The following is a 23326-nucleotide window of genomic DNA, read 5'->3' as shown; positions in this document are numbered from 1 at the left end:
TGGAAACTTCTAAAAGTGTACGACAGGTTACATCAAGAGGAGTAAAAAGTGAACTTCAAGAAGTAACCAAAAGGGGTCCGCTTATTAGTAAGACTAATAGTAATAATATTAATATAAATAATACTAAAGAGAGTAATAATATCTTATCTAATCCCATGGTGAAAAATGCAGTTGATGTGATGGGAAGAGAAGAAGAATCAATTTTTGAAAAATATACAAAAATGGTAAAGGATAACATAGACTATGATGTTTTAATTAGTAGACATTATCTTGAAAAGTCAATGATAGATGGAATGGTTAATCTTATTGTTGAAACCATTATCAGTGAAAATGATTATATTATTATTTCAAGTACAAAGTTTCCAAAAGAGGCTGTAAAGTCCAGATTCTCAAAATTGGACATCAGTCATATTGAGTATGTGTTAGAGTGCATGAATCATAACACAACAAACATAAAGAACATTAAGAAATACCTGTTGGCAGCACTTTATAACGCACCAACAACAATTGACAGTTATTATAAGGCAAGAGTGCAACATGATATGCCGGAACTTGCAAATTAGAAAGTGGGACACCGGGTCCCAATGTTTAAAATACAGAGTATGGTTGAAAGAGTCGAAATTCAACCACATTAGAATTTGAAATCGAAGATTACTATGATAGAATATATTTATCAATTCTTGGTGGAATTACCACAACACTAAGAATGATGGATATTTGTTATAAATGGTTAAAATACAATTCGACAGAAGGGTTGGAACAATGATTAAGAAAAAAAGTAAATATTTGATTATGGCAATGCTGGTTGTTACACTAGAGTTTTGTTTTACCACCAAAACCGTAAATGCCAAGTCAGTGGGAAAAGTAACAAACGTTAAGGTTTCTTCCATTACAAAAAAGTACAAGACAATAATGGATGCAAGTTTAAGAAAAACATCAGTTAAGTACAAAGCAGGTTATAAGATAACATGGAAGAAAATGAAAAATGTTTCAGGTTATAAGGTATATGTTTATTATCCGGCAGTGAAACAATGGAAATGCGTTAAGACAACAAAGAATAATAAATATACACTGACAAATCTATTAGCCAATGAAAAAGTTAAGCTAAAGGTAAGAGCTTATAAATCTACAGATAATGGAGCAAATGAGCAGGGAAAGTTTTCAAAGACCATAACAGTGAAAACAAAGAGTCTTACATATGTTAAGAAATCCAATGGAAAAATAAAAAAAGGATTTCATGACAGAGTGGCAGCGGAAAATGCTTTCATAGTGCAGAATGGTTACAGAACCAAAGCGGGAGCAGATAAAATTGAATGGTCGGATACGTTATATAAGATTTGCCTTATAAGGGCAAAGCAAATAAGCAAGAACTTTTCACATAACGGATGGTCAGACACAGCGTTTGATTTTCTACATAAGAATTATGGCATAGATGAAGAATATTATTGGTACAAAGGTGATAATGGCATGGAATATGGAGAGCCATATGTTTCAGGTGAGAATATTGCAATGGGTGCAACCAATTATAAAGATGCTATGAAACAGTGGAAGAACAGTCCGGGACATTACAATAATTTGAAAAGTATCAGTCATAAAAGCGGAGCAATAGCATGTTATGAATCAGGTAACGGCACATATTGGGTAGCCTTGTTTTCAGACATTAATGTAGACAAAATACTCAATGAAACAAGTAAATAAAATAGTTAGAACGTCTTATTAAGTTAAGGCGTTCTTTTTTTGCACAAAGACAAAATTTTTAGGAGGAAATGTGAAAATGAAAGTTAAGAGAATTATAGCAGGATTATTGGCAATGGTAATGTTACTTACAGCCACATTGCCAACAAGTAATGTAAAAGCAGCATCAGGAACAGCATCGTTGGATTCCTTAGGAAAGCTTGGAACAGTCAACGTGGGCTCGAAAAGTGAAAGTGGCATATGGCTACAGACACTTGTAAATGAAAAGCCGGTTTTTTGTATGGATTTGGGATTGGCATGTCATACAGGATATACCTATATTTCAAAGACAAAGACAATTAGCAGTGACAGTTCAAATAAGAAAGATGCGTTGGAAGCTAAAATTGAATATTGGTATGCCATAAGCAAGAATAAAAGTAATAAGGCTTGGGTATATGCACAGTGTCTTATATGGGCTGTTGAAGAAGGAATTACAAGCGAAAGTGGATTAAAGGACATAATAAGCCAGGTAAAGAAAAACACCGGTTATTATTCAAACGATACCATATATTCAGATATCTTTAATCCTGGAAAGACAGTATCATGTGATGTGGATATTTGGGAATATTCAGGAAGTACAAAAAAGAATCAGGTTCAGAGGTTATTACAGATAAATTCAACAGAAACAGAATATAATTTTTATCCGTTAAAATCCAGTGACTATTATCGTCAGAGAATAACTTTACAGAAGCAGGATGAAGATGGCAAGGCATTGTCACAGGTTACATTTAGATTTACAACAAAGAATATTAAAGAATTATATTCTTATCAGTACAATGGTTGGGGAGACTCAGTTAAGGAAGACGTAGATGGTGATGCTACAACGTTTACACAGGATGTTAAAACAGATTCAAATGGTAAGATTATCTTTAGATTTACATATCAGTTAAATTCAAAGAAGTATTACTATGTAAAGGACAATGACTTAAAGGGAATGACAAATGATGAGAAGAAAGAGATAAAAGATACTTTAGATGACAAAGGATATTCATATGCATCAGATTTGTCAAAAGCAGGAGCACAAAAGTTAATAAAGAATGACATCAATGACCAGATGGATGATATCTCAAACAATTATGTTATAGAGGAAATCTCATCAGGTAACAACAACATTCTTACATCGTTTGTTGTTGATGCAGGTTTAAACAAGATTACCAGTCAGTCATCAAACAAGGTTACAGTAACACTTACAAAGTCTGATTCATGGAAGAAGAACAGTGACGGAAAGTGGCCCGAGACTGCAGAAGAGTTATACAGTAATTACAAGCTTGCATACAAGCCTGTTCTTAAGGACAAATACAAGAAAGTAAAAATGACTGTGTGGAAAAAGGATTCTGAAACAGGCAGTACACCACAGGGAGATGCAACATTGGAAGGCGCAGTGTATGGAGTATATTCAGATGTAGCATGCACAAAACTTGTAAAGTCATACAAGACCAATGCCAAGGGTACATTTGAAACAGACTATTACAGATGTGGTGTAAACATGTACTTAAAGGAAATTACACCGCCTGAAGGCTACCTTAAAAATGACAAGGTATACACAATCACAAAGGATGGTCAGCAGTTTACCAACGAATACAATTCGGCAGAAACACAGGTTGATGACGACGTGGTAAAAGGTGACGTATCAATTATTAAGGGAATGGGAAATGGTCTTGCAGGTATTGTTGCACCTGAAAACAAGGCACAGTTTCAGATTTACCTTGCAAGTGCAGGTTCATATGACAAGGCAAAGGCAACAGAAAGAGACATTCTTACAACAGATTTAACAGGTTATGCAAAGTCAAAGAAGATGCCATATGGAACATATGTGGTTCATCAGACTGTTGGAGCTACAAACACTGAAAAGTGTCCTGACTTTTACGTGAATGTGAAGGAAAACGGAAAGACATACAAGTATCTTTTAAACAATCCGGAATTCAACGCATATCTAAAAATCGTAAAGAAGGATTCAAAAACAAATCAGACAGTTTTAAAGGCTGGAACAACATACCAGATTTACAAAGTTGATAAAGATGGCAAGGAAACTCTTGTGACACAGACACACAGCAATGGAAATGCAATAGAGGTTGTGGACAGATTTGTAACAGATGAAACAGGAGAAATCATTACTTATGAGAAATTGAAAGCCGGCACATACAGGGTTTATGAAATCGAAGGACCTGAAGGATACAGGGTGAACAGACAGCCGGTAATGGTTGAGATTAGCAGTAACTCATACAAGACAATGGTGGACAAGCTTGGTAAGGAATATCTGTATGCAGAGTGTGAGTACTATAATGATGTGACTTACGGAAAATTTACAATAAATAAAAGTGGTCCTGAATTATGCAAGAAAGATGATGAAAGCAATTCAGAAGAAAGTAAGTCAGATAAAGATGAGGAAATCAATAATTTAGTTAACACAGAAAAGAATGGAACAAAGGGAAGTAATGCAGAGAATGGTGAAAATGAAACAACATCAGACTTATTTAATCCATTTAACTACAAGGACACATTGCTAAATGGTGTTGTATTTGAACTTACTGCAAGAGAAGACATCATGTCACAGGATAATCAGGGAACAGTATTGTTTAAAAAGGATTCAGTTGTTGCAAAAATTACAACAGGTGAAAAGGCAGAGTTTACAAATGATTGCAATGGTATCTGTGGTTACGTGTTAAACGATGACGGAACAATGACACTTAATGTTCCACTTGGAGAATACACCTTAAAAGAAGTAAAGACAAACTATGGTTATGTTCTTCCAGAACAGTCATTCTGGAACTTAAGCTTTAAGTGGAATAACAAGGATGATGAGTATGTGTTTGACATTTCTGAAAACTCAAAGGATGGAAAGATTGACATACACAATGACATGGTAAAGACAGACATTACACTTGAAAAGCAGGATTCAAAGACAAATGAGCCTGTTGGAAATGCAAGATTTGGATTTTATTCAAGGGACAACATTTACGATAAGAATGGAAATGTGATTGTTGCTGCAGGTGAAAAGATTGCAACAGTAACAACTGACAAGGAAGGAAAGGCGAAAATCCCATTTGATGTACCTGTAATGGATGAAGGTTATGGAAAGATGGAAGGCAACTTAAATTCAGGAGATTATTATTTCCTTGAAGAAAGTGTTAGCGACAGTTATTACATTAACAGGGAAAGGCATCAGGTACATCTTGAATACAAGGATCAGAAAACTGCAGCTGTATCAACCAAGGCAGTGGTTAAGGAAGAACAGACTGAAACAGTAATCAGCAAAAGAATGATTGCATCATCAGTTGAGATTAAGGACTGCCATTTGAAAATCAGCGATGAAAATGGTAACGAAATCGTAAGCTGGATTACAGGTGACATTTCATCAGTTAAGTTAAATGAAAAGATTGATGAGATGGGATATGATAACGTTCGTGTAGAAAAAGGTGACGGTTATGCAGTTAAGATATACGGCTTACTCCATGACAGGGAATACACATTAACAGAAACAAAGCCGGCGGACGGTTTTGTAACCACAAATGACATTACCTTTAAACTTGTGGAAAGTGATGATGAAAATGCAAAGACAAGGGTACTTATAAAAGATGGTGATGCTTTTAATGAAAATATTGACAATCAGGTGGTAATGTATGATGACACAACAAAGATTGAATTTTCAAAGACAGACATTACAAATGGAAAGGAACTTCCGGGATGTCATATGCAGGTAACTGAAAAGGACACAGGAAAGGTAATGGATGAATGGGTTTCATCAAGACAGAGCCATGTGATTGAAGGAAAGTATGCCGTGGGAAAAACTTATGTTTTAATGGAAACAAAACCAAGAGACGGATACGCAACAGCAACAAGTATTGAATTCACGGTGGCTGATGATGGAAAAGTCCAGAAGGTAAACATGGTGGATGACACAATCAAGGTTGAATTCAACAAGATTGCATCAGACACAAAGAAACAGCTTGGTGGTGCAAAGTACAATGTATATGACAGCAAGGGCAAGAAGGTGTATGAGTTTACAACCGGAAAGAAAGCTAAATTTATCGAAGGCATCTTTAAGGCAGGAGAAACCTACACATTTAAGGAAGTGGATGCACCAGAGCATTACAAGGTTGCAAAGGATAAGAAAATAAGAATTAAGGACACGGGAAAGGTTCAGAAACTTACAGTTACGGATGAAAGAATCCCTGTGGTACCTGACACACCACAGACAGGCATTAATGGAAAAACAGCAGGAATGGTGGTTTCAGTTATTTCATTATTACTTGCACTTGGATGTTTTGCATGCGTAAGAGCAAAGGACAGGTCAAAATACAATTTTAAACAGGAGAAGGACGATGAAGAGGATAATTAAAATATCTCTGATACTTCTTTTAGTGGGGATGGCTGTGATTGCAGCTGTCCCTTTTTTTAAGGAAAAAAGAACAGAGAGAAAGTATGAGAATGAATTTAAGAACATACAGGAGAGTGTGACAGAAAAGAAGTCTGATGTAAATGGTCTTGTAAAGAAAAACAAGGACTGCATAGGTTATGTGGAAATACCGGGAACAACAATAAGTTATCCTGTGATGCAGACAAAGGACAAACCGGATTTTTATTTGAATCATGATTTTAACAGGAATTACGGTTTTTATGGAACACCATATTTAAGTGCATACTGTGATGTGAAAAAATCAGATAACCTGATTATTTATGGTCACAACATAAACGGAGGAAAAATGTTTGGAGCATTGGAGAAGTATAAGGATAAGGAGTTCTTTAATAAGCACAGGAAGATATATTTTACAACGGATAAAAAGAGAGAGTATGAAGTGTTTGCAGTGATGAGTGTTAACATACATAAGTTTGAATACTGGAAATTTGTAATGGCAAGGGATAAGAAAGAGTATGACGAGTTCGTTGACAAGGTGGAAGAGCATAGTTTGTGGAGACAGGGGAATAAACCCAAGTATGGAGAACAGATGCTGATGTTGTCAACTTGTGATAATGGAAAAGGGGATGACTGGAGAATTGTTCTAATAGCCAAGTGTGTATATTCTTAACGTAAAAAGGAAAAAAGTGCAGTATAAGAAAATAATTTTGAATAAGAAGTTTACAAAAATATGTATATTACCTTTTTATATGGTATAAGCGCTTATGAAAAAAATTAAGGAGAATAATATTATGGATGAAATGGTAAAAAGAACGCAAGTTTATTTGAATGCAATGTATGGAGGAAATTCAGGGTACGAAGTTATACCAGAAAATGGAATTACTGGTTGGACCACAATTTATGCATTAACAAGAGCTTTGCAAATTGAATTAGGAATTACTGCAACAGCAGATAGCTTTGGACCAACTACAATTTCAAAATTTAATTCTAAATTTCCGAATGGAATAAAACAGCAAAATAGTAGCGATACTACAGAAAATAACATATATGCAATTATTCAAGGGGCATTATGGTGTAAAGGCTATTCAACAGGAGCAACAGGAATAACAAAACACTTTTATAGTGGTACAGGAGGAGCTGTTAAGAAAATGAAAGAAGACGCAGGTTTAACTAATACAGATTCTACAGTTACACTTGCGGTAATGAAAGCATTGTTATCCATGAATCAGTACGTCACTTTAACCTTAAGAGGAGGAAACGAAAAGATAAGACAAATACAGCAGCATTTTAATAATAAGTATATTGATTATATAGGACTTGCTCCATGTGATGGAGTTTATGGAAGAGAAATGAATCAAGCTATGATTAAGGTGCTACAGGCAATCGAAAAATTTTCTGTAAGTGAGGCAACGGGATATTTTGGAGAAGGTACAAAGAATAGATTACCAATGTTGCCATCAAAAACGAATGAAGAGGCAATCTATTTATTTAGGGCAGCATTATGTTGTAACGGATATGATGTCTTGCTGTCTACAACTTGGGATACAGCTTTAGAAAATAAAATAGATGAATTTCAAAAAGACATGTTACTAACTAGAACAAAAAAAGCAGATACTAATACTTGGATGGCATTATTGGTGAGTAGAGGCAATACTGACAGATCAAGTAATGGTTGTGATACAAGATTTGAAATGACACAAGATCGTTTAAATATACTAAAGGCAAATGGTTATGAAGTAATAGGACGATATTTAACAGGAGGTAGTTTTAAAGAATTAAGAGAAGGAGAAGTAGAGCGAATTATTTCTAATGGTATGAAACTGTTTCCTATTTTTCAAGAATCAGGTGCAAATCTTGAATATTTTACATCTGCGAGAGGAAAAATAGATGCAGAAAAATCAACAAAAGCAGCAAGAAAATACGGCATTCCAAAAGATAGTATAATATATTTTGCTGTTGATACAGATCCATTAGATGGAGATATTACAGGAAAGATATTACCATATTTTAAATCATTGTCAGAAAATTTTGATCCAGAATATAAAATTGGGGTATATGGAACACGTAATGTGTGCACACAAGTTTGCAATAAAGGATTTGCAGAAACAAGTTTTGTAAGTGATATGTCATATGGATTTAGTGGAAATATGGGATTTAAAATTCCTCAAAAATGGAATTTAGATCAATACTATGAAATAAAAGTATCAGAATCTGGATGGGATTTTGATTTAGATAAAACAATGTATTCAGGACGTTTTCCATTAGTAAGCAAAGTGGAACATAGCAGTTATGAAAGACCAGAAATTCCAACAGTAAAGGAACCATCAATCAATACATTAATTGATGATATTAAAAATTTGGAAAGTATGTATGTAACTTATTATGAAAAGAATGTGGGTTCAACAACAAATCCAAGTATTGTCACACCAAATGTGGTTGTTAATGGAATAACTAACTTTTTAAGGGGTGAAGAATATGAAGGATGGCAATGGTTCTTTACTACAGGTCATGCAGTTGACGAAGCATTTTCCAATTATGTGAAGAAAAATAATGCTGAGTTATATAGTAGACTAAAACCTTACATAAGAAAGGAAACATCTAAAGAAAAGAGATTTCTTTTATCAGATGGGAATATAGGGCTCATAGATCTAAGTCATATGGCAGCAACGATAGAAGCTTATTTAGGAACAGGATTACCTCCTTCATTTTGGGCTGGCTGGGGAGGTGACCTTGCAACTGGTATGAGTGATACAACTATTAATTACGAAAATAAAAATAAGGATGGTTTTGAGATATATAAGGATAAAGATTTACAAACTATAGCAAATATGACCATCGGAAAAAATACATTAACGTGTAATTATTCAGATTTTTGCTGTGATTTTGATGCGTATGCTATACAGAAAAAAATTAGAAGTTATACAGATGAAACGGATTATCATAGATTTTCAAAAGCATTATCATGGTATTATACAGCAGAATACGCAAAGAGATTTGAACAGATTTTTGATGAGATTGGATGCTCAAAAACTCTAGGACGATTAAAAGCTGCAGTATATGATAAGATGACAGGTGTGGACGAAAAAGTAGGATTGCTTTTATTGAAAGCAGATAATCCTTCTGATGAAGTAATTCAAGCATGTTGTTCTTCATTTGCAAATTATGTATATAGTATGATTTAAATTAAATAATAGGAGTGTGGCTGTTGTGTTCTGCAACAGTCACATTTTGGATTTAAAACCAATATTTAGTCAAATTGCAGGAGAGAAAATTTAAGGGTTGTCTAATTGTAAGTGTAATCATAATTTATTATGAAAAAATTTTTTGCTAATTAATTGACCTAATAAAAATATGAGTGTTGAAATAAAAGAAATAAAGGCAAAGTATATAATGGTTTCAAAGTTATAATTATGGTATGAACTTTTAATAATGCTTAACAAAGGAAGAAATAAAGCAAAGGTATTTATGATAAAAAATATTAGAGAAGACAATAAAAAATAATATGGTTTAGTGCGTTTATTTCTTTTTTGTGTAATGAGTCCAATAAAAAAACTTGTGACATAGATTATAGCATGATAAAAAATCCAATAGAAACCAAAATACCATAAGTAGAATAAATCTGATGAATGAGGGATAAATGTTCCAATAATCATTATTGAAACGAGAGTCGTAAAATATAAGGTAAGTGGTAAAAATCTTTCAAACAATATTCTAATCATATAATATAGAAACTCCTTTAAAAACAATTATCCTAATATTATAATGTGAATTTTTTTTTTGTCAAGAGAGGTGGTTTGCTAATTAGTCAATGTTATTACCTAATTAAGCAAATAAGGTAGAATGATTTAAAAAAATGTTATATAAAAATATAAATTCTTGTAATAATAAAATACTAACTCAACGTACGTTTAATTAAAACTTTACCAAAAAAAATTATTTCTTTTGTGGAAAGTCTATACCGGATGTGTCAGGATTATTTAGAATGCCTAACAAAACACATATTGCACAAATGCTTTGTACTACTGTCATTATAGTATCATTGTCTATAATAAATCCAAGTGATGAAAGAATTGTTAATAAATATCCCGTTAGTCCAATTATTGTAGCTGGATTTTTTAATCTGTTTAAATATTTTCTCATAATATCGCCTTCTTTCTATAGTTGATAATTTATACATTGAGTTAGTATATTGATTAATAAGAGAAAAACAGCTTATTTGTAAATATATTTGCAAAAATAAATGGAGATCAACATAGTAAGTTAAACAAGATTAAAAAGCATATGAGGTTAAAAATATTTAGAATACAGTATAGTTTGAAAAAGTAAATATTGTGAGTGCAAGTTATATAGAAATTAATTAAAAATGTTTTTAAGAGTTTACATATTTGTCTCTTTTTTCTTTTTAAAAAGAAAAGGAGACAAGTATGAAGGCAGAAAAGTTCGCAAATTTAGTTAATAAGGCAAAAAATAATTCCGAAGCAGTAATGGAGATTTTAAAAATTATGAAACCGATAATAAACAAATATGTAAAGAAAATTTATTTTATGGATAAGGAAGATGCTGAACAGGAATTGAATTTAGCAATAATAGAAGCTATTCAAAGAATATCAAATTGTAAATATGATGGACAGTGTATAGTATATATTGAAAATGCTATTAAATTTAAATATGCACATTTGTGTAAATCTAATATTAGAAGAGAAGAAGCAGAAGGAAAGTATGTAGAAGAATTAAAAGAAGTATTGGTAGGTGAAACAAGTTTGGAAGTTGAAAAAACTATAGATTTTAAAAGTAAAGTGCAGCAATTATCAGAAAAGAAAAAACAAATTTTAACGTATTTATATTTAGGATATACAGATAACGAAATTGCAAAAGAACTAGGAAATTCTAGACAATACATTAATAGAGTAAAGAAAGAACTATTTAAATAAATTTATCAGTATAATTTGATGTTTGGTTACATAAATGGTTATATAAAGAGGTTTGAAAAATGATTATAATAATGGAATATTACAATTTTGGAGGTTATTATGTTTAAAGTAAATAGTTCTTTATCAAAATCTAATATTCCGAGAACAATTAGATTTTCGGAAGAGACACACAATTCGTTATTTGAAATTGCTGAAATAGAGCAGGTTTCATTTAATTCTTTAGTTCTTCAATGTTGCAGTTATGCAATTAATGATTATGAAAAAATAGACTTGTTAAGAAAAAGAAAGAATAAGGATAGGGAGTAAATAAAAAAATGGTTATGTATAATGGGGGGAGTTTTTTTATAGAAAAGTTTAATAAACTTATATTGGTTAAGATTAATCAAGGAATAATGTAAATTATGTTGGCATAATGAAATGATAGAAGTAATTGCTAGTGATTAATAATTATAATTACTATAATTAATGTTTAAAAAAGCATTTAATGTGATATGGAGATAAAGAACCATAATAGTATTGTATTATGCTCTATTAAGTAAATGTTTAATAGTAAGGTCAAAGAAACAAAATGTTAGGTTTAATAGGAGGGGATAAAACATATGAAAATGATGGTGTACAAAGACAAAGAAAAAATCCTGAAAAAGCTGTATAGTATATTGGAAAGTATTGGTAAGGAAAATGGATTATATATTTTTTTATTAACGCCTAAAAATGCACATAGTTTAAAAGAGTATATCTGCAACAATAATATAGATGTAATGCTACTGGATATTTTTATAGAAGAAGATGTTTTAAATTTAATGAAAAAAACTAGTGAGAGTAATCAAAAAATGAAAATGATATTTACACCGTTGATGTATCATAATATATTAAAATGTTATGAGATAAAGGTTATAAAAAATAATATTACACCAGTAGATAAGGATAAAATAGATCCAATAGTTAAAGACTGGTCGAATCAATTAATTGATAGAAATGGTAAATTCATTATTGAAAAAAATGATTCAGGCTTTTTTAAAATTTATTTTGATGAAATTTTATGCATTGAAACATATAATCGAAATACTTTAGTACATACACTTAATGAAGATATTCTAAGTTATAAAAACATGAAACAACATATGGCAAGATTGAACAGTAGTTTTGTAAGATGTCATAATAGTTATATTGTAAATATGGCTTATATTAAAAGTTATAGAGGAAATGAAATATATCTAACGAATAACAAGGTTGTTTGGGTTAGCAAGAGTAGACGAAAAGAATTTTTAAAGTCATTATCAGATTATTATGATAATTATTTAAATGTTTAGATAGAGTAATAGAAAATTTTTTTGATATCATATTTGACAAATGTAAAATATGCTTATATACTAAAAAAAGGATAGGAGGAAAAAGGAATGAAACAGTTACCAAATTCTGAATTAGAAATCATAATGATTATATGGGAATATAATCGTCCGGTAACGAGAATGGAAATCGAAGAAAAATTAGAAAAAAGGGGGAGACACTTAGATAAAACGTCAGTATTAGCATATTTAAAAAGATTAGAAAAAAGAGGATTTGTAGAAATTTCAAAAGAGGGCAAAAACAATATTTTCACAAGTATTATAACAGAACAGGATTATATGAAAAATGAAAGTAAGCGTATATTAAAAGAAATGTATCATAATTCACTGAAGAATTTTGTATGTGCTTTATATGATGGAGAAGGGCTAAATGATAAGGAATTAGAAGAATTACAAGAATATATAGACCAGAAGATTAAAAAATAAAAAAGGGGGAGTCTTATGACAGATTATATTATTGAGGCTTTGATTAGAACATCAATTATAATTACTATTTTAAGTATAGTAATTTTGATAATCTCAAAATTTGTAACAAAATATATAGGATATAGATGGAGAAAGATTGCATGGTTAATTATGCTTGTATGTGCGATAATTCCCTGGGGAATTAATCCAATAAGTTTGTCAGAAAAAACGACACAATTATATAGCCAAGAAGAAAGAAAAATAAATGATGTAGAGAATTACAGTCAAAGTAAAAAAAATATTGAAGATAATAAGCAAAAAGAACATAATCAGGTAGTATTTGAAACAAAAGCGATTAAAGAAAAAAGTGATGCGATATTTCTGAAAATGCCGGTTATGGAAAGAATAAGAGACACTGTATTTGAAAATTCTATGTTTTTTGTGATTTTTTGGTTTTTGGGTATGTATATTAGCTTGAACATTATAATATTAAAAGAAAAGCGATTAAAGAAATTGTTATTTGATACATCTTTTAAGATAGAAGATGGTAATACTTTTAATTTAATAGAGAGTATAAAGCAGGAAATTGGATATCAAAGAAAATTAGACGTTTTTTACTGTACAGAGATATGTTCACCAATTATTTATGGAATAATAAGTCCAAAGTTATATTTCCCTGTAGACATGGACTTTAATGATTCCAAGATTAACAATATAATTAGACACGAGATGATACATTTAAAATCTAAAGATATTTTATACAAAAAGATTATGAATTGCGTAATGATATTATATTGGTTTAATCCCTTTATATATATTGTAAAAAATAAAGCATTGGAGGATATTGAGTATGTATGTGATTCTAGAGTTGTAAATGGATTGGAAAAGAAGCAAATTGGAATATATTGCCGAACTATATTGGACACAGTACCTGTTAAAGGAAATTATATGATTTCATTTAACAATTCAAAAATGAAAATAAAGAAAAGAATAGATAACTGTTTTTTAGAAAATGAGAAGGTGTCTGATAAGAAGTTATACGCTTTATTGGGTGGAGGAATGATAGTTGTTACACTTGCTGTGTGTATTATTACAGGGGCATTTGTTCATAAAAATACGAAAAATAATAAAATGTCGAATCGTTTTGCAGAGATAGTAGAAACTACACAAAATGAACAAGATACAGAACATGATGAGACTACGGCAGTTGCATTAAAACTTTCACAACGGGCACTACATTACGATACAGGGGTTAGCATTTCAAAGGAAAAATCGGAAGCATTAAAGAAAATGTGGCTGGATGATTTAAATGAGAGTAGTCGTAAGATTGTTAAAGATAAGATATTTAATGTGCATTCCTATATAGAATGTGAACTTGTGGAGAATTTTAAGGGTGATTGTTCAAAAGATTCAAAAGTATGGAATAATATAGATGATAATCCAAAAGATAACGTTATATCAGGATACACTATACCAGATATGATTTCAGATTTAGAAAGAGTATCAACAATTATAAACAAGGAATCTTTTTCGGAAAGAATAAACCATATTGTAGGGGAACTGCAACAGTTAAAGAAAACACATGATATAGAACTGTTTTACAAAATACATCAGGAAACACATGACTTATCATATTGGGCAATTAATTATCCACTTGAAGATTTAAAAATTGCTCCGGCTGATTGGCATGGAATTTATGTATATTTTGGAACATTAGACGATGTAGATTTAAAATAAATGAGATATTTTTATGCGCGCTTAATTAATATAAAATATCTAGAAAAATATAAAGGAGGAAGATTAAAGAAAGAAAAATGTCCAATTAAAAAAGAAGATACTTTTTAGTTTGGTATCTGAAGTTAGTTACAATAGTATCACTTGTTTTAGACATAATGGAAAATTGAGTGCTAGAATACTACAAGATAGATTATCAGGATAAATAGTATCTTGTATAGATTGTCTGTTTAGAAAATTATGTATTGTGTTATTGTGTGTTCAATCATGTTTTGGTGTTTTGCAATTAATGTTAAAGCTGAGGAAAATGACTTAATAATGTATGATTATGTGCATCAGACTGAACACAAATATTCTATAGGATTAGATAGAAAATTGCAAAAAACAAAAAAGAAAGAATCTATTGGAGAATCTATTGCGAAACCTTTTATTCCAGATTCAATGTCTAGTTGTAATGGGGATGTATCAACATATTCAATTATTCAAGGTCATAATTTAAATATGGTCGATAGAACAAAATTTCCATATACAACAATAACACATTTAGACATTGGTTTTGATACTACTGGGGATGGAAAGGCAGATTATTGGTGTGATGGAAGTGGTTATATAGTTGGTCCAGATGTAATGGTTACCGCAGGTCACTGCTTTTGGTCGAAAAAATATGGTTGGGCAAAAGAGGTGAGGACATATTTAATGTATGAACAAAACCTTTCTAGAGAATATTATTATCCAGCATCATGGATTACTTCAACTGCGTATACACAAGGTGGTGATTCAGAGTATGATTGGTGTGTTGTGACAATGCAACAGAATGTGGGAGCAACAACTGGTTGGTTAGGTTTTGGAGTAAGTTCATCATTAGTGAATAAAGATATAAGGGTAGCAGGATTCACACAATGGGAATCTATGAATATACACCTATTTGAAAGCTATGGACAGATAAAACAACAAAATGAACGAATAATTGGTTATAACGCAAGCACAACTGAGGCTCAAGCGGGAGGACCGGTCTTTGATGAAGATGGAATAGCATGGGGAATTCATACCACTGGAGGGGCGTTAAATTCTGGATGTACTATTAATTCATATTTGTTCGATTTATTAAGTAGCAAGCGTGAAGAAGGGATCAATAAGTATAAATAGCATAATTAGTATAAAGATTAAAAAGGCAGTGAAAACTGCCTTTTTTTAAATAAATTAGAGAAAACTTATGTAAAAAAGTATAGTAGAATAATATCTAATAAGGAGGAGCTAATGAGATAAATAAAATTGATTTTGGTAGTTTTGTTTTGCTGCGTTTGGTGTAGTACATTGGTAGAGGCAGCTACAGCGTGGACGAACGTTGACGGTGTATTTTATAATGATAAAGGTGAGGTAATAAAAGGAGCTTTATCAAAAGGTATTGATGTAAGTTATCATCAAGGCATAATTGATTGGGGGAAGGTAAAACAGACAGATATTGAATTTGTACTTATAAGATGTGGGTATGGTGATGATGATATTGGACAGGATGATAAATATTTCAAGCAAAATATTCAGGGATGTAGTGAGAATAATATCCAATATGGAATTTACATTTATTCTCATGCTATTAATACTGAAATGGCAAAAAGTGAAGTAAATCATGTTTTACGACTAGTAAGAGAAACAAATGCAAATCCTACATATCCTATTTATTATGATATAGAAGCCAATGAACAGGAAAAGTTATCAAATGATTTGCTTGGTAATATTGCAGAGACTTTTTGTAACAAAATATTAGAAGCAGGGTATAAAGTAGGGATTTATTCAAATCTTTATTGGTGGAATAATAGATTGACAGACAAAAGATTTGAAAACTGGGATAAGTGGGTGGCTCAGTACAATTCAAGCTGTGATTATAGTAGACAATATAATATATGGCAGTTTACTGATGGCGGAAAAGTCCCTGAAATTCCGGAAAGTGTAGGTGTAAATATTCTATTAGCAAGAGAATGTAGTGTGAGTGGTCATACATATGCGTTACAGTCAGTAATAAAAAAAGCCACGACAACACACTTGGGAGTGGCTACATATAAATGTAAGGTATGTGGGAATAATAAAAAAGATCTTATTCAGAAATTGAAAAAGGTATCTTTAAATAAGGGGAGTTTTGTATATAATGGGAAGGCAAATAAGCCAGCCGTTACAATAAAGGATAGCTCAGGAAAGGTTATTTCAAAGTTATACTATACGGTTTCGTATAGTAATAATATCAAGCCTGGTTATGCCGAGGTGAAAGTTAAATTTAAGAAATTGTATAAAGGGATAATGAATAAGAAATTTATTATAAAACCAGCAAAAGTAAAATTGTCAAAGATAGTAAATCAAAAGGGCAGAATGATTAAGATAACATGGGAAAAAAGTAAGGGAGTAGGAGGATACGAAATATGGTATGCTAACGATAAGAAGTTAAAAAAAGGAAGAAAAATAATGGATGTAAAGGCAAGTTCAAAAGCTATAATAATTAAAGAAATTAAGCAAAAATAAAACTTATTATGTAAAGATACGAGGGTATAAAAAAATAAATAAAAGAAAAGTGTACGGTGCCTGGAGTAAGAGAAAGAGTGTGAAGATAACAAAATAATAATTAAAAAATGTTTGGTGATTCATAAATACATTATTGTGTTTATAGGTGAAAAGGAAAGCAATAGAATCTAAAGAATGTTAATCTGTTAGATTCTATATAAGTGCGGTTATAAAAGTTATAGCCAGTTTGATACAAAAATATTAAACATAGATTAATATTTTTGTTATTTTTTAGTTGCTAAATACTGAGTTTGGAACTTATTAATAGTAAAGAGTTCTTCAAAGAAAGAACACTAATAACAAAATATGATATTTTTTATGTGCATAATTAATATAAAGTAACTAAAAACAAATGAAATTAAAAAGACAAAAGGAGGAATATGTATGGCATTATCACCAGCAATTTTAATTAACAAAAGTGGAAAGGTGGTACCAGTGTATGATAGTAATGGTGCTAAAAAAATTGGACAATTAGAAAAAAATGAGGCATATGCAAGGTACGGAAATGAAGGTAGTCTAACCAGTATTCATTTTCTTGGACCAAATGGTAAATTTATTGCAGGAATGTTGAAGGCTCCAGCATCAAAAGCTACTACACCGTGTACAAATTATCCATATGGAACAGTAACAATTAATAATACTAAGTATTATACTTTTAAAATGAGAAGCAAAAAAACAATAATAACTCCAAATGGTAACAGTTGGGGAAGTGTTGCAAGTGGATGCAGAGTTGCATGTCTCGATGCCTGTGCAGGTCAGACAAAGCAGTGGACTAAACAGATTCATTATGTGGAAAATACATCAGGAAAATGGGTGAAGGTAACTGGTGATGGCAAGAATTATGGATTTGTTGATACCGGTTTAAAATCAGGTTCATCACCTACTAGTATTGCAATGTATGGAAAATGGTAATAGGTCAATAGATAATAGTACTAGATGTTAAGTAGAAAAAATATTCATTCGGAATATTCTAGTGGTTTTAATTAGAAGAAAAGAACTATTTAAAGCATTGAAACACTAGGGTGAATCTATTCATATACTATCATTAAAGTATAATATTACCAATGAAAAAGGTTGGGACCTCGTGTCCCAACCTTTCCTTTTTGCACATCAACTCAATAACTTAAACCACAATACGGTTTATTCTCCTAAATTACATCCACATTAGAATTCGACATTACCATATCACAATAGTAAAATATAACCATAAAGTTTGAGACCAACAAACCTTAAAACTTTAAATCAAAAATAAATAAATGCCTTATTGAGAACAGTAGTTTAAGAAACTGACTGTTTTTCAATAAGGCATTTTTTATTGCAAAAATGGAGGTGTCTTATGAGAAGTGAATGCATTTTAATTATTCCACCGTAGGGTGAAACAGAGCAAGCATTAGAATTATGAAATTTTTTAGGAGGACAAATATGAATTTAAATTACGAGGAATTTAAGGAAAAGATTAAGGAAGATATTAAGGATTACATGGATGAGAAGTACAAGGATTGTGGGGTTGTAATCAGAAAGGTTAATAAGACTAACCGTGAGGTTGATGGATTAAATTTTTATGATATTCCAGGCTTAAAAAATGCCACACCAACATTATACGTAAACAACCTGTATGAAGAATACGAAAGAACAGGAAATTACGAAGATGTTGTAAGAATGGCAGCTGAAACAATGGAAAATGGAATTGAATCATTTAACAAGGAAATTAAGGCAGATTTTTTAGATACGTCAAGACTTAAGGATAACGTATTTTTTACATTAATAAATGCTGAACAGAACAGAGAGTTATTGAAGACTGTTCCACACAGAGAATTTGAAGACCTTGCAATTGTGTACAGATGGAATCTTGGAAATGATTCATTAGGAACATATACAAATCTTGTTAACAATGATTTAGCAGCAAAGGAAGGTCTTACAGAAAATGACTTATACAATGCAGCAAATAAGAACACAAAGGAATTATTTCCGGTGTCAATTAAGAACATGAACGAAGTCATTAGTGAAATCATATTTGGTGAAAGTGAACTTAGTGGAGAAATGGAGGAAGAATTCAAAGAAGTAATGATGGAAACTCAGGATGAACGCTCAATGTACGTTATAACAAATGAAAGCAAATTGTTCGGAGCAGCTTCGATGTTGTATGAGGAGCCACTACACAAATTGGCAGAAAAAATTGGAAGTGACCTATATATTTTGCCATCAAGCATCCATGAAGTTATTGCCGTATCAGCAGATTTTGGTTCACCTGATGAATTGGCAGAAATGGTTTATGAAATCAATATGGACCAGGTAGACATTAATGACCGACTTTCAAATCAGGTGTATTGCTACGACAAAGATTTAAGGACACTAAGACTTGCAACAGATACGATAAACAAGAGTCTTGATGATGTTGACCGTGGAGCAATATCAACCCCGGAAAGAGAGGGCAGATAGTCATAGAAGATTTTCAAAAAGAATTGGCAGAGAAGATAAAAAGTGAAGTTGCTAATTGCAGTTCGGATGAAGAGTTTTTCATTAAAGTTGAGGTGATTGCAGATGGAAAAGATAAATCAGGTATCAATTAGACTTGTAAAGGAACGACCGCTGCTATCAGAAGAACAACTTACATCCCCTGAAAAGGTGGCAATGGTAGTTGGAGATTACATAAGAGATATGGATCGTGAAGCTTTATGTGTAATCAATTTTAACAGTAAGCTTCAGCCATTGAATTTCAATTTGGTAAGCATTGGAGCAATAGATACTACAATTGCTTCGCCAAGAGAAATGCTTAAGTCAGCAATATTGTCAAATGCAGCAAATATGATGATTTTGCATAACCATCCATCCAACATTTTAGAACCATCAAAGGAAGACATCAGAACTACGGCAAAGCTAGTTGATATTTGCAATTTGGTGGGAATACCTATTCTGGACCACATTATTGTTGGTCCAGATAAGGGGAGGTATTTCAGCCTAAGGGATAAGCAGTTGGTTGATTTTAGAAAAAGCAGTACATATTCAGACAAGTTAGAGTTCTTAAATTTTAAGAAAGATAAGGACATAAAAATAGCCGAGGAAGTAAAGGTTAGATAAATAAAAGGGGTTTGGGGATATGCCACAACAAGAATGCATTTGTATATACAAATGCGTATCTTGCAAAAGACCAAGCCTACATCATTTTACAGAAAGAAGGTGGACACATGAGTTTAGATAAAAGAGACATTACCAAACTTATAAGATTAAATGACAGGGAATATCAGATAGTAATGGAAAATGCAAATGCCTGTAACATGAATTTCTCAGCCTATGTTAGATATGCAATCTCAAACATAAAGATGCCAAATCCTGATATGAGAAAACATATTCTTAAACTGATTAATGAGGTCAATCACATAGGTAATAACGTTAATCAGATTGTCCGCAATAATAACAGTGGATTGTATATGGACAGTGATAAGACAAGGCTTATGGAGTACATGCGATTACTGAATCTTAAGGTGGGAGCATTCATGGAAAAGTATGGCGATTAGCAGAATATTACACATGAACAGCCATCACCGTTCTAAAGGCTCACATCTGCAGGTGGCAATTGATTACATCTTAAAGGATGAAAAGACCATGAATGGTCTGCTTACAGGAAGTGTTAACTGCATAAAAGAAAATGCCTATGAGTGTATGAAGGAGACAAAAAGACTTTATGGAAAAATGGACAAAAGACAGGGGTATCATCTCATCATTTCGTTTGAAGAAAATGAGTGTGATGGAGATACAGCAATGAAGGTTATAGAAGAATTTGTTCACGAGTATCTGGAAAGCGACTACGAGGTAGTATATGCAGTTCATACCAACACAGACCACATTCATGGTCACATCATCTGGAATAGTGTGCGTTTCACAGACGGATATAAATATCATTACAAAAAAGGTGATTGGGAAAAAGACATTCAGCCAAGAATAGACAGAATATGTGAAAAGTACAATCTTTCAACATTGGATAAATCAATTAAAAAGACAGACAAAAAGGAATGGGATGTTTTAAAGGACGGACCATTTATATGGAATGAACAGATAAAACAGGACATAGATGCGTGTGTTTTAAGAGCTTCGGATTATTCAATGTTTCTGCAAATGCTTGAATCAGAAGGATATGAAATAAAGCAGGGGAAATATCTGGCAGTAAAACCGCCGGGAATGGAAAGATTCAGACGTACAAAGACGTTAGGACAGGGCTATGGAATTGATGAATTAAAAGAAAGAATTGTAAAGGAAAATCTTAATACTTATAGAAGTAATCAGATAGTAAGAGCTCCAAGAGTCAGAATGTTTAAGTCAAAAAAAGTAAGAAAAACGAGGATGACAGGATTGCAAAGACAGTATTTTAGGGAAATGTATCGTTTGGGAAAAATAAGAAAGCAACCGTACTCACAGGTATGGAAATATAGGAAGGATGTTAAGAAGTTTCAGTTATTACAAAAGCAGTATTTATTCCTTGCAAAGTATGACGTTACTGATGTGGAACAAATATCTGACGTGCAAAAAGATTTGAGAAAAAAAGTGTCAGTATTGCTTAAGGCAAAAAAGGTAATTGTTAATGAAATGGATAAACACCTTAAGGTATTTCAGGCAGTGGAGAACATAGATAAGGAAAAGAAAGCAACCATTTTCTATAAGATGGGTGATGACACATTTAAGGAATCAGAGCAGATTGTATCAGAAGCAAGGGCAACACTTAAAGAAGAGGGAGTGTCATTTGAGGAAGTAAAAAAATTAAAGGAATATTATACAGAACTTTTGCAGGCAAATGAAAAGGAAACAAAACAACTAAGAAAAGAAATTGTTGTAGGTTACAAAATCATAAAGGAAGTAAAAGTAAGGCAGGAGAATAAAGAAATTGAGGAAAGAGCAATTAAAGAAGAAAAAAACAAACAGGAAGAGCAGGAGAAAAAATATGTTAAAAGGAAGTGATTTATGTGGAACAGGCAAAGGAATTTAAAAGTGAATTTCAGATAGCCCAGAAGAATAGAAAAGAGAATATGAGAATTGAGAAAAACATCAGAAAAGGAGAACCGGTATCCCTGATTAAGAGATTGTTTTTCTCTAAAAAATACAATAATGATTTGGTGGAGAGATTGGCAGATGGAGATTTAACAATTGCACAGATGAAACAGATAAAAATTGCAATAAAAAATAAACTGTCTGAAAAACAGATTGATTCACTGATTAATTGTAAGAAAGATGAAAAGGCAATGGCAACAATAATAGACATAGCAATCATGCTTAACAATGGGCAGAGGAGGTGAGCATATGTCAGATGAAATTTCACAGGCAATACAGATAATAAGACTTGAATTTGACGGATTGAGATTTGGAATGGACGTAACAGGTGGAACAGTGAAGCAGGCAAAAAATCTGGCAGTGTTCATTTATGCACTGCTTACAAGAGAAAAGCTTCAGGGAAAGACATCATTGAAAAAGATGTTAAGTAAGGATGGCAGTTTGCAGGTATTAAAAATCAGAGAAGAAGACATGAAGAAGTTTAAAAAACTTGCAAAGAAATATGGAATTCTTTATTCAAAACTTCCTGACATAAATAAGTCAGACGGAATGACAGAAGTTCTATTTCATACCGAGGCAACACCAAGAATAAATACATTAATCGAAAAGTTAGGCAATGGAAGCTCATGTCCAGGAATACGGTTTTGCACCCACCGTCAGAGAGTTGTGCAAATTAACAGGTTTAGCTTCCACATCAACTATAATTGGATATTTAAAGACTTTAGAGAAAAAGGGATACATAAAAAGATATCCTACACATCCTAGAGCAATTACAATATTACAGTAGATGTGTGAGATGGAAATTACCGAAGTATAAGATCAGCTGAATAACAGGTCATGTGCGTAAAGCTAAACAGGCGCAGATGATGGTTACATAAGGCTTACAAGGAATAGTTTCCCATCCTTTGTGAGTACAAAAATTTAATGATTAAATATTTGTATAACAAGGAGAAACACAATTGAACAGAATAGATACTAATGGAAAGAATACATTTAATGTAGTAGATGAAGCCTACATTATTGAGAGTAATCGCAGTGTAAGAAAAGTTACAATCATAAAGATAAGCAGAGATTTCTGTACAGTAAGATTTGCTGATACAGATGGAGCAATAGCACTAAGAGTAAGCAGACTGTATGGTACCCGCAATATGGCAGAGGAATCACTGCCAAAGAAAATAACAGTTGCAGTCAGACAGGAAGGACCTCGTCCTCCACATAACGTATGGATG

General features: G+C 32.0%; 21 protein-coding genes and 1 pseudogene. 21 read left to right on the top strand and 1 reads right to left on the bottom strand.

Going from position 1 to position 23326, the window contains the following annotated elements:
- The 5 genes from DWZ69_RS11720 to DWZ69_RS11700 all read left to right on the top strand — a co-directional run.
- On the top strand, window positions 1-563 hold a 563-nt coding region (locus DWZ69_RS11720; protein ID WP_243081056.1), incomplete at its 5' end, for a DUF6017 domain-containing protein.
- A 199-nt stretch (window positions 564-762) separates the two neighbouring features.
- Window positions 763-1698: a CAP domain-containing protein gene (locus DWZ69_RS11715; protein ID WP_158573398.1), complete on the top strand. Its 936-nt coding sequence runs from the start codon at window positions 763-765 to the stop codon at window positions 1696-1698.
- Between the two features lie 76 nt (window positions 1699-1774).
- Window positions 1775-6073, top strand: coding sequence for a SpaA isopeptide-forming pilin-related protein (locus DWZ69_RS11710; RefSeq protein ID WP_243081055.1), 4299 nt, complete (start codon window positions 1775-1777; stop codon window positions 6071-6073).
- The gene (locus DWZ69_RS11705) at window positions 6057-6761 is read left to right on the top strand and encodes a class B sortase (protein ID WP_118000607.1); all 705 of its coding nucleotides are present in this window, start codon (window positions 6057-6059) and stop codon (window positions 6759-6761) included. The genes DWZ69_RS11710 and DWZ69_RS11705 overlap by 17 nt, the downstream gene beginning before the upstream one ends.
- Before the next feature lie 121 nt (window positions 6762-6882).
- On the top strand, window positions 6883-9273 hold the full coding sequence (locus tag DWZ69_RS11700; RefSeq protein ID WP_158573397.1) for a glycoside hydrolase domain-containing protein: 2391 nt from the start codon (window positions 6883-6885) through the stop codon (window positions 9271-9273).
- Between the two features lie 751 nt (window positions 9274-10024).
- On the opposite strand, the gene DWZ69_RS11695 is transcribed toward DWZ69_RS11700, so the two are convergent.
- Window positions 10025-10231 carry a hypothetical protein gene (locus tag DWZ69_RS11695; protein WP_118000611.1) on the bottom strand — a complete coding sequence of 69 codons (207 nt, stop codon included), beginning with the start codon at window positions 10229-10231 and terminating at the stop codon, window positions 10025-10027.
- 284 nt (window positions 10232-10515) lie between these two features.
- Here DWZ69_RS11695 and DWZ69_RS11690 point away from each other — a divergent pair, with 284 nt between their 5' ends.
- From DWZ69_RS11690 to DWZ69_RS12195, 16 genes and pseudogenes are all read left to right on the top strand, one after another.
- Window positions 10516-11022 (top strand): helix-turn-helix domain-containing protein, encoded by a 507-nt coding sequence (locus DWZ69_RS11690; RefSeq protein ID WP_118000613.1) that lies wholly within the window; start codon window positions 10516-10518, stop codon window positions 11020-11022.
- A 99-nt stretch (window positions 11023-11121) separates the two neighbouring features.
- The gene (locus tag DWZ69_RS11685; RefSeq protein WP_118437161.1) at window positions 11122-11328 is read left to right on the top strand and encodes a hypothetical protein; all 207 of its coding nucleotides are present in this window, start codon (window positions 11122-11124) and stop codon (window positions 11326-11328) included.
- Window positions 11329-11621: 293 nt separating this feature from the next.
- On the top strand, window positions 11622-12332 hold the full coding sequence (locus DWZ69_RS11680; RefSeq protein WP_118000617.1) for a response regulator transcription factor: 711 nt from the start codon (window positions 11622-11624) through the stop codon (window positions 12330-12332).
- Between the two features lie 87 nt (window positions 12333-12419).
- A complete protein-coding gene (locus DWZ69_RS11675; RefSeq protein WP_118000619.1) occupies window positions 12420-12794 on the top strand; it encodes a BlaI/MecI/CopY family transcriptional regulator in 375 nt (124 codons plus the stop codon).
- Between the two features lie 15 nt (window positions 12795-12809).
- Window positions 12810-14510 (top strand): M56 family metallopeptidase, encoded by a 1701-nt coding sequence (locus tag DWZ69_RS11670; RefSeq protein WP_118000621.1) that lies wholly within the window; start codon window positions 12810-12812, stop codon window positions 14508-14510.
- A gap of 315 nt (window positions 14511-14825) precedes the next feature.
- Window positions 14826-15653 carry a trypsin-like peptidase domain-containing protein gene (locus DWZ69_RS11665; protein WP_158573396.1) on the top strand — a complete coding sequence of 276 codons (828 nt, stop codon included), beginning with the start codon at window positions 14826-14828 and terminating at the stop codon, window positions 15651-15653.
- Between the two features lie 126 nt (window positions 15654-15779).
- Window positions 15780-17018 carry a GH25 family lysozyme gene (locus DWZ69_RS11660; RefSeq protein ID WP_158573395.1) on the top strand — a complete coding sequence of 413 codons (1239 nt, stop codon included), beginning with the start codon at window positions 15780-15782 and terminating at the stop codon, window positions 17016-17018.
- 423 nt (window positions 17019-17441) lie between these two features.
- A complete protein-coding gene (locus DWZ69_RS11655) occupies window positions 17442-17969 on the top strand; it encodes a hypothetical protein (RefSeq protein ID WP_118000627.1) in 528 nt (175 codons plus the stop codon).
- Between the two features lie 510 nt (window positions 17970-18479).
- Entirely contained in the window at window positions 18480-19496 is a 1017-nt protein-coding gene (locus tag DWZ69_RS11650; RefSeq protein WP_118231527.1) for a DUF5688 family protein, read from the top strand.
- 102 nt (window positions 19497-19598) lie between these two features.
- On the top strand, window positions 19599-20135 hold the full coding sequence (locus DWZ69_RS11645) for a JAB domain-containing protein (RefSeq protein WP_118437159.1): 537 nt from the start codon (window positions 19599-19601) through the stop codon (window positions 20133-20135).
- 107 nt (window positions 20136-20242) lie between these two features.
- The gene (gene mobC, locus DWZ69_RS11640; RefSeq protein ID WP_118231548.1) at window positions 20243-20572 is read left to right on the top strand and encodes a plasmid mobilization relaxosome protein MobC; all 330 of its coding nucleotides are present in this window, start codon (window positions 20243-20245) and stop codon (window positions 20570-20572) included.
- Window positions 20562-22007, top strand: a complete 1446-nt coding sequence (locus tag DWZ69_RS11635) for a relaxase/mobilization nuclease domain-containing protein (protein WP_118437157.1) — start codon at window positions 20562-20564, stop codon at window positions 22005-22007. Before mobC ends, DWZ69_RS11635 begins: the two co-directional genes overlap by 11 nt.
- Before the next feature lie 5 nt (window positions 22008-22012).
- Window positions 22013-22342, top strand: a complete 330-nt coding sequence (locus DWZ69_RS11630; protein WP_040445922.1) for a hypothetical protein — start codon at window positions 22013-22015, stop codon at window positions 22340-22342.
- Window positions 22326-22700 (top strand): annotated as a pseudogene (locus tag DWZ69_RS12305) (PcfB family protein); the annotation flags it as partial. The gene DWZ69_RS11630 and the pseudogene DWZ69_RS12305, both read left to right, overlap by 17 nt.
- Before the next feature lie 13 nt (window positions 22701-22713).
- Window positions 22714-22884, top strand: a complete 171-nt coding sequence (locus tag DWZ69_RS11620; protein ID WP_118437155.1) for a LexA repressor — start codon at window positions 22714-22716, stop codon at window positions 22882-22884.
- Between the two features lie 172 nt (window positions 22885-23056).
- Window positions 23057-23326 (top strand): hypothetical protein (locus DWZ69_RS12195; protein ID WP_199640879.1); only part of this gene is annotated, 270 nt, incomplete at its 3' end.

Origin of the sequence: Eubacterium sp. AF34-35BH (genome assembly GCF_003477765.1) — a bacterium.
In the GTDB taxonomy this organism is placed as follows: Bacteria; Bacillota; Clostridia; order Lachnospirales; family Lachnospiraceae; genus Eubacterium_G.
The sequence above is the reverse complement of the archived record's forward strand: the minus strand, read 5'-3'. Positions and strand labels throughout refer to the sequence as shown.